Origin of the sequence: Luteimonas sp. WGS1318 (assembly GCF_043187535.1) — a bacterium.
Lineage (GTDB): Bacteria > Pseudomonadota > Gammaproteobacteria > Xanthomonadales > Xanthomonadaceae > Luteimonas.
Window position 1 is genome coordinate 1,435,057 of record NZ_CP171131.1, and the last position, 14,578, is coordinate 1,449,634.

Annotated in this window: 14 protein-coding genes and 4 tRNA genes; 15 read left to right on the plus strand and 3 right to left on the minus strand. The window is 70.5% G+C overall.

Annotated features, from left to right (window positions below):
- Positions 1-22: 22 nt before the first annotated feature.
- Positions 23-535 carry a DNA-deoxyinosine glycosylase gene (locus ACF3M1_RS06525; RefSeq protein ID WP_394004775.1) on the minus strand — a complete coding sequence of 171 codons (513 nt, stop codon included), beginning with the start codon at positions 533-535 and terminating at the stop codon, positions 23-25.
- A gap of 134 nt (positions 536-669) precedes the next feature.
- On the opposite strand from ACF3M1_RS06525, the gene ACF3M1_RS06530 reads away from it, so the two are divergent.
- The 15 genes from ACF3M1_RS06530 (at position 670) to ACF3M1_RS06600 (ending at position 13,905) form a co-directional block, all read left to right on the plus strand.
- Positions 670-3,102, plus strand: coding sequence for a DNA internalization-related competence protein ComEC/Rec2 (locus ACF3M1_RS06530; protein ID WP_394004776.1), 2,433 nt, complete (start codon positions 670-672; stop codon positions 3,100-3,102).
- A 26-nt stretch (positions 3,103-3,128) separates the two neighbouring features.
- Positions 3,129-3,764, plus strand: coding sequence for a MotA/TolQ/ExbB proton channel family protein (locus ACF3M1_RS06535; protein WP_394004777.1), 636 nt, complete (start codon positions 3,129-3,131; stop codon positions 3,762-3,764).
- A 3-nt stretch (positions 3,765-3,767) separates the two neighbouring features.
- Positions 3,768-4,220 carry an ExbD/TolR family protein gene (locus ACF3M1_RS06540; RefSeq protein WP_394004778.1) on the plus strand — a complete coding sequence of 151 codons (453 nt, stop codon included), beginning with the start codon at positions 3,768-3,770 and terminating at the stop codon, positions 4,218-4,220.
- 1 nt (position 4,221) lies between these two features.
- Positions 4,222-6,024, plus strand: coding sequence for a lipid A export permease/ATP-binding protein MsbA (gene msbA / locus ACF3M1_RS06545; RefSeq protein WP_394004779.1), 1,803 nt, complete (start codon positions 4,222-4,224; stop codon positions 6,022-6,024).
- The gene (gene lpxK, locus ACF3M1_RS06550; RefSeq protein ID WP_394004780.1) at positions 6,021-6,992 is read left to right on the plus strand and encodes a tetraacyldisaccharide 4'-kinase; all 972 of its coding nucleotides are present in this window, start codon (positions 6,021-6,023) and stop codon (positions 6,990-6,992) included. The genes msbA and lpxK overlap by 4 nt, the downstream gene beginning before the upstream one ends.
- 55 nt (positions 6,993-7,047) lie before the next feature.
- Positions 7,048-7,824 (plus strand): 3-deoxy-manno-octulosonate cytidylyltransferase, encoded by a 777-nt coding sequence (kdsB, locus tag ACF3M1_RS06555; RefSeq protein ID WP_394004781.1) that lies wholly within the window; start codon positions 7,048-7,050, stop codon positions 7,822-7,824.
- 44 nt (positions 7,825-7,868) lie between these two features.
- Positions 7,869-8,303 carry a low molecular weight protein-tyrosine-phosphatase gene (locus ACF3M1_RS06560; protein WP_394005204.1) on the plus strand — a complete coding sequence of 145 codons (435 nt, stop codon included), beginning with the start codon at positions 7,869-7,871 and terminating at the stop codon, positions 8,301-8,303.
- A 7-nt stretch (positions 8,304-8,310) separates the two neighbouring features.
- Positions 8,311-9,741 carry a redoxin domain-containing protein gene (locus ACF3M1_RS06565; RefSeq protein ID WP_394004782.1) on the plus strand — a complete coding sequence of 477 codons (1,431 nt, stop codon included), beginning with the start codon at positions 8,311-8,313 and terminating at the stop codon, positions 9,739-9,741.
- Entirely contained in the window at positions 9,738-11,609 is a 1,872-nt protein-coding gene (uvrC, locus tag ACF3M1_RS06570; protein WP_394004783.1) for an excinuclease ABC subunit UvrC, read from the plus strand. Before ACF3M1_RS06565 ends, uvrC begins: the two co-directional genes overlap by 4 nt.
- A gap of 18 nt (positions 11,610-11,627) precedes the next feature.
- Positions 11,628-12,227 (plus strand): CDP-diacylglycerol--glycerol-3-phosphate 3-phosphatidyltransferase, encoded by a 600-nt coding sequence (gene pgsA / locus ACF3M1_RS06575; RefSeq protein ID WP_394004784.1) that lies wholly within the window; start codon positions 11,628-11,630, stop codon positions 12,225-12,227.
- Between the two features lie 36 nt (positions 12,228-12,263).
- Positions 12,264-12,339, plus strand: a tRNA-Gly gene (locus ACF3M1_RS06580).
- A gap of 75 nt (positions 12,340-12,414) precedes the next feature.
- Positions 12,415-12,488: transfer RNA gene (locus tag ACF3M1_RS06585), tRNA-Cys, on the plus strand.
- 41 nt (positions 12,489-12,529) lie between these two features.
- Positions 12,530-12,605: transfer RNA gene (locus ACF3M1_RS06590), tRNA-Gly, on the plus strand.
- Between the two features lie 93 nt (positions 12,606-12,698).
- Positions 12,699-12,785 (plus strand) — tRNA-Leu (locus ACF3M1_RS06595).
- 37 nt (positions 12,786-12,822) lie between these two features.
- On the plus strand, positions 12,823-13,905 hold the full coding sequence (locus ACF3M1_RS06600; protein ID WP_394004785.1) for a diguanylate cyclase: 1,083 nt from the start codon (positions 12,823-12,825) through the stop codon (positions 13,903-13,905).
- An 80-nt stretch (positions 13,906-13,985) separates the two neighbouring features.
- Here the strand turns inward: ACF3M1_RS06600 and ACF3M1_RS06605 are convergent, their stop codons facing one another.
- The gene (locus tag ACF3M1_RS06605) at positions 13,986-14,315 is read right to left on the minus strand and encodes a hypothetical protein (RefSeq protein ID WP_394004786.1); all 330 of its coding nucleotides are present in this window, start codon (positions 14,313-14,315) and stop codon (positions 13,986-13,988) included.
- Positions 14,312-14,578, minus strand: a complete 267-nt coding sequence (locus ACF3M1_RS06610) for a hypothetical protein (RefSeq protein WP_394004787.1) — start codon at positions 14,576-14,578, stop codon at positions 14,312-14,314. Before ACF3M1_RS06610 ends, ACF3M1_RS06605 begins: the two co-directional genes overlap by 4 nt.

The window sequence follows — 14,578 nt, forward strand, 5'->3', positions numbered from 1 at the left end:
GATCCGTTGCGGTCTGATCGGCTCAGGACGCGAGCCGGAGTCCGGTCCGCCAGGCCTCGAGCTTCGCGTGGAACGACATCGCCGCGTGTGCCGGGCTGGTCGACGGCAGACGCACATGCTCGGGCGGCGTGGGGAGTGCCGGCATCACGTGGCGCCGGAACAGGGCTTCGGCGGTCGCACCGTTGAAGCAGATGCGCCGGATGCCGGGGTGGGCATCGAGCAGGCCCGGGATGTCGTTGGGCAACACGGTGTCGGCACGGATGCGCGCATCGAGACTGCCGGGACGGACGCATTCGCCGGCCACGTCCCACAGCGCGATGCCCGCGGCCTGGAGCCGCAGCAGGCGGATGTCGTAGTCCAGCGCCGGTCCGGCGTCGAACAGCGCGCCCATGATCGGCCAGAAGAGATTGCGCGGATGGGCGTAGTAGCGGTGCGCGGTGAGCGACGCGTGGCCCGGCATGCTGCCGAGCACGAGCACGCGGGCGTCGTCGGCGATGACCGGCGGAAAGCTGCGGACGGGCGGGGTGTCGGACATCGGGCGCCATGATCGCCCAGCCCGCATGAAGGGCCGCGCGACCGGGCTTTCCCGACATCGCGGCGCCCGGAATGCGGATGGGCCGTGCCCCTGCGCGCAGACACGCTCCTGCGATGGGGCCAACTCAAGACACGGTGCATCCTCTCGACACGCCGGGCGCGACACGCGCAGACGTCCAGGCGGATGCGCGCGAGAGACGGCCTCTCGTGCCGGTGTTCGGCCTCGCGACGGCGACTGCTCTGGTGCTCGGCGCCGCCGGCCTGCTGGCCTTGCCGTGCCTGCCTCCGGTGGGGGCACTGGGTGCAGGTGTGCTCGTCGGCATCGCCGCTTGGGCACGCGGCCGCCGATGGTGGCGCATCGGCGGCGCCGGCCTTCTCGGCGCCGCGCTCTGCGGGCTGCATGTCGCGCACAGCCTCGGATTGCAGTTGCCGGGCGATCTGGAACGCGCGGATATCGCACTGAGCGGCCACGTGGTGCAGCTGCCGGTCCACGAGGCCCAGCGCACCCGGTTCGCGTTCCGGGTCGACGACCACGACGGGATTCCGGATGCGCTGCGCGGACGCCTGCTGCGCCTGACCTGGTACGACGCGCGCGGCAGCGACCCCGATGCGCGCAGGCGCGGGATCGAGCCCGGCAGCCACTGGCGGTTCACCGCGCGCGTGCGTGCGCCGCGCAGCCTGCGCAACCCGGGCTGGATGGACGGCGAGAAGCATGCGATGGCCCAGCGGATCACCGCGGTCGGCTACGTGCGGACGCGCGAGGCGGTCGAGCGTGACAGCGGTCGCCGCGGTATCGACGGATGGCGGGACGCGGTGGCGGACCGGATCGACTCCGTGGTCGACAGCGACGCGTCGCGCTACGTCCGGGCACTCGCGATCGGCGACACGCGCGCGCTCGGCGATCTGGACTGGGAAGCGTTGCGCGCGACCGGCCTCACCCATCTGATCGCGATCTCGGGCTTTCACGTCGGCATGGTCGGCGGCTTCTTCGCCCTGCTGGCCAACGGGCTGTGGTGGTGCGTGCCTGCGTTGGCGCGGGTGACACCACGGCCGCAGGGCGCGGCGGTGGTGGCCCTGCTGGCATCGACCGGCTATGCCGCGGTCGCCGGCTGGGAGCTGCCCACGGTACGCACGGTGCTGATGATCGCGGTGGTGGCGGTGGCCCGGCTGGCACGTCGCCAGCTGCGGATTGCGGACGCGTTGGCGTATGCGGCGACGGCTGTGGTGCTGGTCGATCCGATGGCCGTGCTGTCGGCCGGCTTCTGGCTGAGTTTCGCCGGCGTCGCCTGGCTGGTGTGGTGCCTGCCCGACGCGCGCGATCTGTCGGCGGCGCGGGGCCTGGTGGCCTCGCAATGGGTCGCCACGCTCGGCTTGCTGCCGTTGACGGCCACGCTGTTCGGGCAGGCCTCGCTCGCCGGGCCGGTCGCCAATCTCGTGGCGATTCCGTGGTGGAGTCTGGTCGTCGTGCCCCTGGCCCTGGTGGGCACCGGACTCGAAGCCCTGCAGTCGGGGTCGGGCGACTGGGCCTGGCGCCTTGCCGCGTGGGCGTTCGAGCTGAGCTGGCCGCTGTTCGAGCGTCTCGCCGCCAGCCCGTTCGCGTTGTGGTGGCTGCCCGAACCGCATGCCCTGGCCCTGCCACTGGCGCTGTTCGCCGCGTTCTGGATGCTGTTGCCGCGCGGGGTGCCGGGCAAGGCCCTCGCCGCGCTGCTGTGGCTGCCGCTGCTGTGGCCGGACCGGCAACTGCCTACGCCCGGCGCTGCTGAAGCGGTGGTGCTGGACGTGGGCCAGGGCCTGGCAGTGCTGGTGCGCACGGCCACGCATGCGGTGCTCTACGACACCGGCCCGGCGGTGCCGGACGGCTTCGATGCCGGCGAACGCGTTGTGGTACCGGCGCTGCATGCGCTGGGCGTGCGCCGCCTGGACGCGATCGTCGTCAGCCACGGCGACGCCGACCACGCCGGTGGTTTCGCCGCGGTGCAGCGCCGTTTCGCAGCGCCGGTGGTGTTCGCCCCGCAATGGGACCGCGTACCCGGCGCCGCGCCGTGTCTGGCCGGCAGCGCATGGCAGGCGGACGGCGTGACCTTCCGCTTTCTGCACCCGGACGTGTACTTCCCGGCGTTCCGCAATCCGTCCAGCTGCGTGCTCCGGGTCGAGACCGCGCACGGCGCGCTGCTGTTGCCCGGTGACATCGATGCCGTCGTCGAGCGGTTGCTGGTCCACCGCGACGCCGCCGCGTTGCAGGCGGATGTCGTCGTGGCCGCGCATCACGGCAGCCGCAGTTCGTCCGATCCGGCCTTCGTCGCGGCGACCGGTGCGCGCCACGTGCTGATGTCGGCGGGGCATGGCAACCGCTTCGGCCATCCGCACGCCCCGGTGGCCGAGCGCTGGGCCGGGGCAGGCAGCGCAGTCCTGGGCACGGCCACCGGCGGCGCGCTGCGGATCCAGATCGACGCCGACGGGCCGGCCGTGGCGGCGCAGCGCCTCCGGCATCCACGGCTCTGGGATGCCGCGCGCCGGGATGCGCGCTGGGAGCAGGCGCGGGCTACGCTATCCTATTCCGACGATTGAACCGGCCGCGGGCCGAAGGGGTTTGCGTGCTCGAACTGGTGAAGGCCGGCGGCTGGCCGATGATTCCGCTGCTGCTGCTGTCGGCGTTCGCGCTGGCGATCATCGTCGAGCGCTTCTGGGCCCTGCGCCGCACCGCCGTGCTTCCGCCGGGGCTGGGCCAGGAGGTGCGGGTGTGGGCGGCGCGCGGCGCGCTGGATCCGGCGCACATCGAATCGCTGCGCAACACCGCGCCGCTCGGCGCGCTGCTGGCGGCCGCGCTGGACGTGCGCAACCGGCCCCGCGAGGAGATCCGCGAGCGGGTCGAGGACGTCGGCCGGCACATCGCCTTCCGCATGGAGCGCTATCTCAACGCGCTCGGCACGATCGCTGCTGCCGGCCCGCTGCTGGGCCTGTTCGGCACCGTCGTCGGCATGATCCAGATGTTCCTGGGCGTGATGGACCACGGCGTGGGCGACGTGAACCAGCTCGCCGGCGGCATCGGCAAGGCGCTGGTGTGTGCGGCCGCGGGCATGGTCGTCGCGATTCCGGCGTTGATGTTCCACCGCCATTTCCGTGCGCGCATCGACGGCTACATCGTGCAGATGGAGCACGAAGCGATCGCGCTGATGGACGCGATCGACCCGCGCAGCCGTCAAACCGCGCAGGCCGCGGCGCAGGGCTGACGCATGCGCATCCGTGACCGCCGGGCCGAGGACAATCCCGAGCTCAATCTCGTGCCGCTGATCGACGTGATCCTGGTGCTGATCATCTTCTTCGTGATCACCACCACCTTCGACGCGCGCTCGGTGCTCAAGCTCGAACTGCCGCAGGCCACCGGCGAGCGCAACGATGCGCAGGACGGCACGCTGAGCCTGCTGATCAATGCCGACGGCCGCTATTTCGTCGACGACCGCGAAGCGCTGCGTACCGATGTCGAATCGCTGAAGCGTACGATCGCCGAGGTCGCCGGCGACGACCGCCAGCGCACCGTGTTGCTGCGCGCGGATGCGCGTACGCCGTGGCAGGCGGTGGTCACCGCCTACGACGCACTGGGCCAGCTCGGCTTCACCCGGATCGCCAACGCGACCGCGCCGCAGACCACGTCGGCGGCGCCCGTCGATGCCACGCAGGGACCCTGACGTGGGCTCCGTCGCCGACACCGCGCCCGCGGGCGCGCCGCCGCGTGCCGACCGTGCGTGGCCGATCTATCGCCGGCTGCTGACGTTCTCCACCGAGTACCGCGGGCTGCTGTCGGTCGCGCTGGTCGGCATGCTGATCGAGGCGGCCGCCGGCGGCGCCTTCACCAAGATGATGGAACCGATCATCGACGAGACCTTCGTCGGGACGAACGCGGGCGTGAACCTGTGGCTGCCGGCGGCGATCATCGGCCTGTTCGTGATGCGCGGCATCGCCGGGTATCTGGCCGACTACAACATGGCCAAGGCCGGGCGCGGCATCGCCCGCGATCTGCGCGTGCGCGTGCTGGGCAAGTACCTGCGCCTGCCGGGCATGCGCTTCGACGCCGAGCCGGTGCCGTCGATGCTGGTGCGTCTGGGTTCGGACTCCGACCAGGTCTCGCAGGCCGCGGTGGACGCCGCCAAGGTGATGATCCAGCAGTCGCTGCAGATCATCGCCTCGCTGATCGTGATGCTGTGGACCAGCTGGCAGGTGACGCTGACGATCCTGGTCATCGCGCCGCCGCTGTCGTGGATCATGGGCAAGGTCGCGCGTCGCTATCGCCGCGTCAGCCACAACATCCAGGACAGTTCGGCGCTGTTGCTGCAGGCGGCCGACCAGTCGCTGAGCAACCAGCAGGAAGTGAAGATCTACGGCGCGCAGGCGGCCGAGAATGCGCGTTATCGCGCGGTCGCCGACACGCACATGCGGCTGAACCTCAAGGTCGAGGCGACGCGCGCGATCTCGTCGGCGGTGGTGCAGCTGATGGGCTCGGTGGGTCTGGCGCTGCTGATCGTCATCGCCGGCTACGAGGCCTCGCAGGGCCGCCTGACCGCCGGCGGCTTCGTCGCGCTGATGATCGCGATGATGGCGATCATTCCCGCGCTCAAGCAGCTGACCAACGTGCAGAACATGCTGCAGCGGGGCGTGGCCTCGGCCGAGCGTCTGTTCGAAATCCTCGATGCCGACGACGAGCGCGACACCGGCAGCCGGCCGCTGACGCGCGCGCGCGGTGAGATCGAGTTCCGCGGCGTCGGCGCCCGCTACCCCGGGCAGTCCGATCCGGCGCTGCAGGACGTCAGTTTCATTGCGAAGCCGGGCACGGTCACCGCGATCATCGGCCGCTCCGGCAGCGGCAAGTCCACGCTGATCAAGCTGATCCCGCGGTTCTACACCCAGGCGACCGGCGAGATCCTGCTCGACGGCCATCCCATCGAGGAGTACCGGCTGACCGACGTGCGCCGGCAGATCGCGCTGGTCGGCCAGCAGGTCATGCTGTTCGACGACTCGATCGCCGCGAACGTCGCCTACGGCGAGATGGCCAGCGCCACGCCCGAGGCGCTGGAGCATGCGATCCGCGGCGCCAATGCGATGGAATTCGTCGAGAAGCTGCCCGACCAGCTCGACAGCGGCATCGGCAGCCGCGGCGGACGGCTGTCCGGCGGCCAGCGCCAGCGTCTGGCGATCGCACGCGCGATGCTCAAGGACGCGCCGATCCTGATTCTCGACGAAGCCACCGCCGCGCTCGACACCGAATCCGAACGTCTGGTGCAGGACGCGCTGAACCATCTGATGCCCGACCGCACGACGCTGGTCATTGCGCACCGGCTGTCGACGATCGAGCACGCCGACCAGGTGCTGGTGCTCGACCACGGCCGCCTGGTCGAACGCGGCACGCACCAGGAACTGCTGTCCCAGGGCGGGCTGTACGCCCACCTGCATCGCATGCAGTTCCGCGACGGCGAGGGCGGGGACCGCAGCGCGTGAAGCCGCCGAAGTACTGGTTCGACGGGCGCCGGCCGCCGTTGCATGCGCGGGCGCTGGCCCGCGTCTACGGTGCGGCGACGCGGCTGCGGCTGAAGTTCCTGCGCCGGCATGGCGTCTCGCGTCCTGTGCTGGTCGTCGGCAACCTGATCGCGGGCGGCAGCGGCAAGACGCCGCTGACAATCGCGATTGTCGAACGGCTGCAGGCCGCGGGCTGGACCCCGGGCGTCGCCAGCCGCGGCTACGGACGCGAGGCGGCCGGCACGCCGCGCTGGGTGGAGGCGGTCAGCGATCCTGCGCTGTCGGGCGACGAGCCCGTGCTGATCGCCGCGCGCACGGGGGCGAAGGTGCGCGTCGATGCCGATCGCGTCGCCGCCGCCCGCGCACTGATCGCGGCCGGGTGCGACATCGTGGTCTGTGACGACGGACTGCAGCATTACCGGCTCAAGCGCGACGTGGAAATCGAGGTCATCGACGGCCGGCGCCGCTACGGAAACGGCCTGCTGATTCCTGCCGGTCCGCTGCGCGAGCCGGCCGCACGCGGCGCGGAGTGCGATTTCCGGGTGCTCAATACCGCGATGGATGCCGACATCACGCCGCGGTTCGGCGAATGGCCCATGGCGCTGGAAACCGGCCATGCGTTGCCACTGCTCGGCGGCCGCCCGCGGCGCATCGAGACCTTCGCCGGTCAGCGCGTGCATGCCGTGGCCGGGATCGGCGATCCGGAACGGTTCTTCGACACGCTGCGTGCGCATCGCGTCGCGGTCGTGCCGCACGCCTTCGCCGACCACCATCGCTACACCCCGGAGGACCTGCAATTCGGCAGCGACCTGCCGGTGCTGATGACCGAAAAGGACGCGGTGAAGTGCATGCGCTTCGCCGGTGAGCGCCACTTCAGCGTGCCGGTCTCGGCGCGCCTGCCCGAGGCGTTCTGGATCGCGCTGCTCGACCGGCTGTCGGCGCTGCGCTGAGCCGCGGCGTCCACAGTGGCCCGCCGTGCCCGGGACGATCTGGGACAATGCCGTCATGACCGACATCACCGATTTCGTCGTCGCCATTCCGGCGCGTTATGCCTCCACCCGGTTGCCGGGCAAACCGCTGCAGTTGCTCGGGGGCGAGCCGCTGGTGCTGCATGTCGCCCGCCGCGCGCTGGACGCCGGTGCGTCCGAGGTCTGGGTGGCGACCGACGACGTGCGCGTGCGTGATGCGCTCGCTGCGACGCCGGTGAGGGTGGCGATGACGTCGCCCGACCACGCCTCGGGCACCGATCGCCTCGCCGAGTGCGCCGCGCTGGCCGGCTGGGACGACGACCGGATCGTGGTCAACCTCCAGGGCGACGAACCCTTCGCGCCGGCCTCCGGAATCCGCGCGGTGGCCGCGCTGGCGGCCGAACCCGGTGTCGCGCTGGCGACGCTGGCCGCGCCCGTGCAGGACGTGGACACGCTGTTCGATCCCAACGCGGTGAAGGTGGTGCGTGCGGCCAACGGCGATGCGCTGTACTTCAGTCGTGCGCCGGTGCCGTGGCCGCGGGACGCGTTCGCGCAGGACCGCAGCCGCCTGCCGGCCGGCGACTGGTGGCGGCACATCGGCATCTACGGCTATCGCGCCGGGTTTCTCCGACGCTTCGCGGCGATGCCGCCGGGCCAGCTGGAACAGACCGAGATGCTGGAGCAGCTGCGCGTGCTCGAAGCCGGTTTCCGGGTCGCGGTCGGCATCACGCCGGATCCGTTTCCGCCCGGGGTCGACACCCCCGAAGATCTGGCCCGGGCCGAAGCCCGCGTGGCTGCGGGCAGCGCGGCGTGACCCGGCTGCTGGTCGTCTGCCTCGGCAACATCTGCCGCTCGCCGATGGCCGAGGGTGCGCTGCGCGCGCGGATCGAGGCGGCCGGCCTGCAGCACCGGATCGTCGTCGATTCCTGCGGCACCGGCGACTGGCACGTGGGCGGCCCGCCGGACCCGCGCGCGGTGCACACCGCCGCCGGTCATGGCGTCGACATCGCCGGCCTGTGCGCGCGGGTGCTCGAGGACGCCGACTACACGCGATTCGATGCGTTGCTGTGCGCCGACGACAGCACGCGGCGTATCGTGCGCGCGCGCCGGCCGGCCGATGCCACTGCCGAGATCGACCGCCTGATGGCCTGGGCCGGGCTGGGCGAGGGCGATGTGCCCGATCCCTACACCGGGGATGCCGAGGACTTCGAAGCGGTCTGGCATCGGGTCGACCGGGCGGCCGTCGCCATCGTCGATCGTCTCCGCGCCAGCAGGGCGTCCGATCGCGCATAATCCGGCCATGACCGCCGACGCCGCGCCCGCGCCCGAGTTTCCGGCCAGCCTGGAATGGCTGAATCTGACGGACCCGCTGCGCATGGCCCAGCTGCGCGGCAAGGTCTGTGCGATCGCGTTCGTCAATCTCGGCTCCGCCTGGTGCCAGCAACGGCTCGCGGATCTGGGTCACCTGCGCGCGCGGCATCGCGAACGGCTGCAGGTCGTCGCCGTGCACGTGCCGCGTTTCGACGCCGAGCGTGAAGTGCGGCGCAGCAGCAAGCGCTCGCACGCGCAGCAGCACGAGTTTCCGATCGCGCACGACGGCGACTGGACGTTGTGGCAGCAGTACGGCATCGAGGCCTGGCCAACGGTCGTGCTGCTCGACGGCGAGGGCAATGTGCGCGGGCGCATCGTCGGTGAGGGCGGTCTGCGCGAACTCGATGCCCGCGTCGCGACGCTGATTTCCGAGCTGACGCCGCAGTTGCTCAACGCCGATCCGGTGCGCCTGCGGCGCAGCGGCGAACCGCCGTTGCCGCTGCGGTTTCCGGTGGGCCTGGCGCTGTCGGGCAACTATCTCTACGTCGCCGACAGCGGCCACCACCGCGTGCTGGAGTGCGACACCAGCGGGCGCATCCTGCGTCAGTTCGGCAGTGGCAGTCCGGGCTTCATCGACGGCCCGATGGAGCTCGCGGCCCTGTCGCGGCCGCACGGGCTGTTCGTGCAGCGCGACGTGCTCTACGTCGCCGATACCGGCAATCACGCGGTGCGCGCGATCGAACTGCGCACCGGCGACATCACCACCGTCTGCGGCGCCGGCCGTCCGGGCACGACGCTCGAAGGCTCGCTCGCGGATCCGCGTGCGGTGGCGCTGGACCAGCCGCGCGACGTGGTGCTCGCCGGCGACAAGCTGTTCATCGCCACCGCCGGCGACAACCGGATCTGGCGTCTCGATCTCGGCACCTCGACGATCGCCCTGGTCGCGGGCAGTGGTCGGCTCGCGGTCACCGACGGCAGCGTCGGCATGGCGGCGTTCGCCGAGCCGGTGAGCCTGGCCTGCGTGCAGCAGACGCTCTATGTCTGCGACGCGGCGGGCTCGGCGGTGCGCAGCGTGCATACCCGCACCGGCCAGGTCACGACGCTGGTCGGGCAGGACCCGTGGCAGTTCGGGCGGGTGGACGGCGCGCGCACCGACGCCCGCCTGCAGAACCCGCAGGCGCTGGCGCTCGACCCCGGCGCGCCCGTGTTGTGGATCGCCGACAGCGGCAACGACACGCTGCGACGCCTGCGCCTGGGCGGCGGCGAGCTGACCACGTTCGAACTTCCCCAGCGTCTGCACGCGCCCGCCGGCCTCGCGGTCTCCGCGGACGCGGTGTGGATCGCCGACACCGACGCGCACGCCGTGCTGCGTCTCGACCCCGTGACGGGCGCCTTGCGCCACGTCCCGATCGGCGAATGACCGGCCCGGTCCGACGCGGACGCACGGGAGGTGTGGTGTTCGACGGCAAGGCGTTCGTCGCAGGATTGAGCACCGCCCCCGGCGTCTACCGCATGCTCGCCGAGGACGAGTCGGTGCTCTACGTCGGCAAGGCGGCCGACCTGCGCAAGCGCGTGGCGAGTTACTTCAACGCCACGCCGAAAGCCACGCGCACGATGGCGATGATCGCGCAGATCGCGCGCATGGAAGTCACGGTCACCCGCACCGAGGCCGAGGCGCTGCTGCTGGAAAACCAGCTGATCAAGTCGCTCAAGCCGCGCTACAACGTCTCGCTGCGCGACGACAAGAGCTATCCCTACGTGCTGGTGACCGGTGATGCGTGGCCACGCATCGCGGTGCACCGGGGGCCGCGCAATGTGCCCGGGCGCTATTTCGGCCCATACCCCGGCGTCACCGCGGTGCGCGAGACGCTGAACCTGATGCAGAAGCTGTTCAAGCTGCGCAACTGCGAAGACAGCGTGTTCCGCAACCGGTCGCGGCCCTGCCTGCAGCACCAGATCGGACGCTGCACCGCGCCGTGCGTCGGCCTGGTGTCCGAACGTGACTACGCCGATGCGGTGCGCCGCGCCTCGATGTTCCTCGACGGGCGCAGCGATGCGCTCAACGACGAAGTGGCGCGGGACATGGAGGCCGCCGCCGAGCGTCTTGATTTCGAGGAGGCCGCGCGCCTGCGCGACCTGCTCGGCAACATCCGCGGCATGCAGGCGCGCCAGTACGTGGATGGCCGCGTCGCCGAGCTCGACGTGCTGGCCTGCGCGATGCGCGGCACCCATGCCTGCGTGCTGCTGCTGTCGTTCCGCGACGGTCGCAACCTCGGCACGCGCGCCTTCCATCCGCGCACCAACGGCAGCGACGATCCCGCCGAGGTGCTGGCCGCGTTCGTCTCCCAGCACTACGCCGAGCAGCCGCCACCGCGCGAGATCGTGCTGGATCGTGCGATCGAAGACCTGCCGTTGCTGGAGCAGGCCTTCGGCGAGTCCGCCGGCCGGCGCGTGCAGATCAAGACCAGCGTGCGCGGCGACCGCGCGCGCTACGTGGATCTCGCCCGGCGCAATGCCGAGATCGCGCTGGCGAGCGAAATGGGCAGCCAGGCCGCGCAGCATGCGCGCGCCGAATCGCTGCGCGAGATGCTGGGCCTTGCCGAGATCGCGCAGCGCATCGAATGCTTCGACATCAGCCACACGATGGGCGAAGCGACGGTCGCGTCCTGCGTGGTGTTCGATGCCGATGGCGCGGTGCGCGGCCAATACCGCCGCTACAACATCGCCGGCATCGAGCCGGGCGACGACTACGCGGCGATGCACCAGGCGCTGACGCGCCGCTTCAAACGCGCGGTGGAGAGCGACGGCGTCGTGCCGGACGTGCTGCTGATCGACGGCGGTGCAGGGCAGGTCGCCCAGGCGCGCGACGTGCTGGACACGCTGGGCATCACCGGCGTCTGTCTCGTCGGCGTGGCCAAGGGCGAGGCGCGCAAACCCGGCGACGAGACCCTGCTGCTGCCCGACGGGCGCGAACTCAAGCCGGGCGCGGCATCGCCTGGCCTGCAGCTGGTCCAGCAGGTGCGCGACGAAGCGCATCGCTTCGCGATCACCGGCCATCGCGGGCGGCGGCAGAAGGCACGCAACACCAGTCGACTGGAGGATATTCCCGGCATCGGCCCGCGACGCCGGGCGAGCCTGCTCAAGCACTTCGGTGGCCTGGGCGGGCTCAAGGCGGCCGGTGCGGAAGAGATCGCGCTGGTCGAAGGCGTCAACGCGGCGCTGGCCACGCGCATCTATGCGACCCTACACGGGCTCGACACGGGTACCCCCGGCCAGGGCCAGGACTGATTCCCCCACAGGCTTGCAATGAAATTCACGATTCCCACCTGGCTCACCCTGCTCCGGATCATGATGATTCCGGTGCTGGTGCTGGTGTTCTACCTGCCGTTCAAATGGACCAATTTCGCCGCCGTGCTGGTGTTCGGGCTCGCGTCGCTCACCGACTGGCTCGACGGCTGGATCGCCCGCAAATACCACCAGTACTCGGCCTTCGGCGCATTCCTCGATCCCGTAGCCGACAAGCTGATGGTCGCGGTCGCGCTGTTCCTGATCGTTCAGGGCCATCCGACGCCGTGGATGGCGTTCTGGGCCGCGGTGATCGTCGGCCGCGAGATCGCGGTCTCGGCGCTGCGCGAATGGATGGCCGAGTTGGGCCAGCGCGCGGCGGTCAAGGTCGCAGCGATCGGCAAGATCAAGACCATCGCGCAGATGGTCGCGCTGCTGTGCCTGCTGTATTCGGTGACGCCCGAACGTCCGCCCCGTCCGGAACCGTGGATGGGACACGTGGTCTTCGTCATCGGTGACTGGTTGCTGGCGATCGCGGCGGTGCTGACCTTGTGGTCGGGCCTCGCCTATCTGCGTGCCGCATGGCCGATCATGCGTGCCGCAGAGAAGAACAAGTATTGACACCCCGGCGGCGAACGGTAGAATTTCGCCTCCCAAGCGGGAATAGCTCAGTTGGTAGAGCGCAACCTTGCCAAGGTTGAGGTCGAGGGTTCGAGCCCCTTTTCCCGCTCCAGTTTCGAACGCGAAACCCCGGGCAGTACGCGGGGTTTCGTTTTGTCGGCAGGCTTCGGCCAGCCGTCGGGTCACCGGCCTGGTGGCAGAGTGGTTATGCAGCGGATTGCAAATCCGTGTACGCCGGTTCGATTCCGACCCAGGCCTCCAGCCGGCGCTTCCATCAGGCACGGCGTTACAATCGGTTCATCGCGGGAATAGCTCAGTTGGTAGAGCGCAACCTTGCCAAGGTTGAGGTCGAGGGTTCGAGCCCCTTTTCCCGCTCCAGTTCGAAAGGCCCCGCGCACGCGGGGCTTTTTCGTTGGGCCTTGTTACGCCCGGTTCCAATCCTGCCTGCGCTCAGGCACGCTGGCACCGCCTGCCCGGATGGCGAAACTGGTAGACGCACCGGACTTAAAATCCGTTGGCCGCAAGGTCGTGCCGGTTCGATTCCGGCTCCGGGCACCAGCACTCAGACCGCCATGCCATCCGTCGGCGGATCGACATGAATGCCGCGCGGTTCATCGCGCCGCGCCTAGAGTGGACGTTTCGGCCGTGCGTGCCGAAGGGTGGGGGAGCGACGCGCGTCATTGCGATGTCGGATCAGATGATCTCCAGGTTCAGGGACAACTTCAGACTCGCGATCATCTCCTTGCTGGGACTGACGACGGCTTCGGCCCTGCTCGGGTTTCTGGTCTGGCGGCTGATGCGCGGAGAATGGCGCGAAGCCGGCTTCGACGCGCTGGTGGTGCTCGGCATCGTGGCGATCGTCCGGCTGGCCTGGCGCGAGGGGCGGATCGAGCTCGCGGGCAGAATGATGGTGGTGTTCAACACCGCCGCCTGTATCGGCGCATCCCTTCTTCTGGGGGCGGCGGCCGACGGTTGGGTGTATGTCGCCCTGATGACCAATTTCTACATCGCCGGAACGCGCTTGGCGGCGGTCTGCGGCCTGTTGCTGGTTGCGGTCGCCACCATGGCCTTGCTGACGCGCACGGGCGGCGGCGCCCACCTCGCCACGCCGGTGACGTGGGGCCTGGTGTACGCGTTCTCGTACGCATTCTCGCGACGGGTGCGCGCGCACAGCGATTCACTCGAGCTGCGGGCGAACCAGGATCCGCTGACCGGCATGTCCAATCGCGGCGTGCTTGAGGCGCGCCTGCGCAAGATCGTCGCCGGGCGCGAGCGGGGACGCACCGGGCTCGTGATTCTGGACATCGACCGATTCAAGGCCGTCAACGACACGTTCGGCCACGCCGCCGGTGATGCGGTCCTGGTGACGCTGGCCGAGGTACTGCGCGAGGCCTTGCGCGAGGGCGACGCGGTCTACCGCTTCGGCGGCGAAGAGTTCGTGCTGGTCCTGCCCATCGGCTCGGAGGAGGCGCTGGCTGCCGCGGCCGAACGCCTGCGCACGGTGGTGTTCGAGCGGGTACGCGGCCCCGCGGGACCGGTCACGGTTTCGATCGGTGGCGCCATGCACAGCGGGGAAGGGGACTGGCAAGACTGGTTCGCCCGCGCGGATGCCGCCCTGTATCTGGCCAAACGTGCGGGACGGGATCGGATACACATTGCCGAGGCGCTGCTCGACTGATCCACAATTTCCTCCGCGTCGAGTGCGTCGAGGCGTCGCGACGCTGTCGGTCCCGGACGGCGAAGTTGCCGCCTCGCGGTTCAACCGCGCGTGGTGTCACTCCAGGACGCCGGCGCTTGCGCCCATCGTGTCGACGCCGCAGGCGTCTTGCGTGCGGCCGCGCGACGCTCGCGCTGGCGACGGATCGAGCGGCGCATGCAGCGCAGCCGGCGACGGATACGCAGCACGCCACCGGCCACGAGCAGCATCGCGAGGCCGGCGGCCAGCACCAACGCCCACGGCGCGAGGGCTGCAAGCCCACCGATGATCGAACCTGCCGTCTGCGCCATGGCGGCGGCGAAGATCGCGCCTGCGAGCACCACGTACAGCGGCACGACGATGACCCGCCATAGGGCGCGTGCGGAAATCATGCGGCCGACTCCTGTGCCAGCGGGGGTGTAGAGGGCGGGCGGGAAGGAAACGAGACCACCGCACACGGAGGCAGCGCCTCACCGAAGCGCCAGTGGCGTGCCGCTTCGCTCCTGACCGCGCTCCACGTGACGGCGCGGGGGGCGTGCTCCCAGATCTCCCGCAGCGCGGGCTCCACCTCGTGCCAGTCCGCATCGGGCTGGCCGATGCGCACGGCGCGGGCCATTTCGGCGAGGATCACATGGTGGTGGGCGTCATGGCGCAT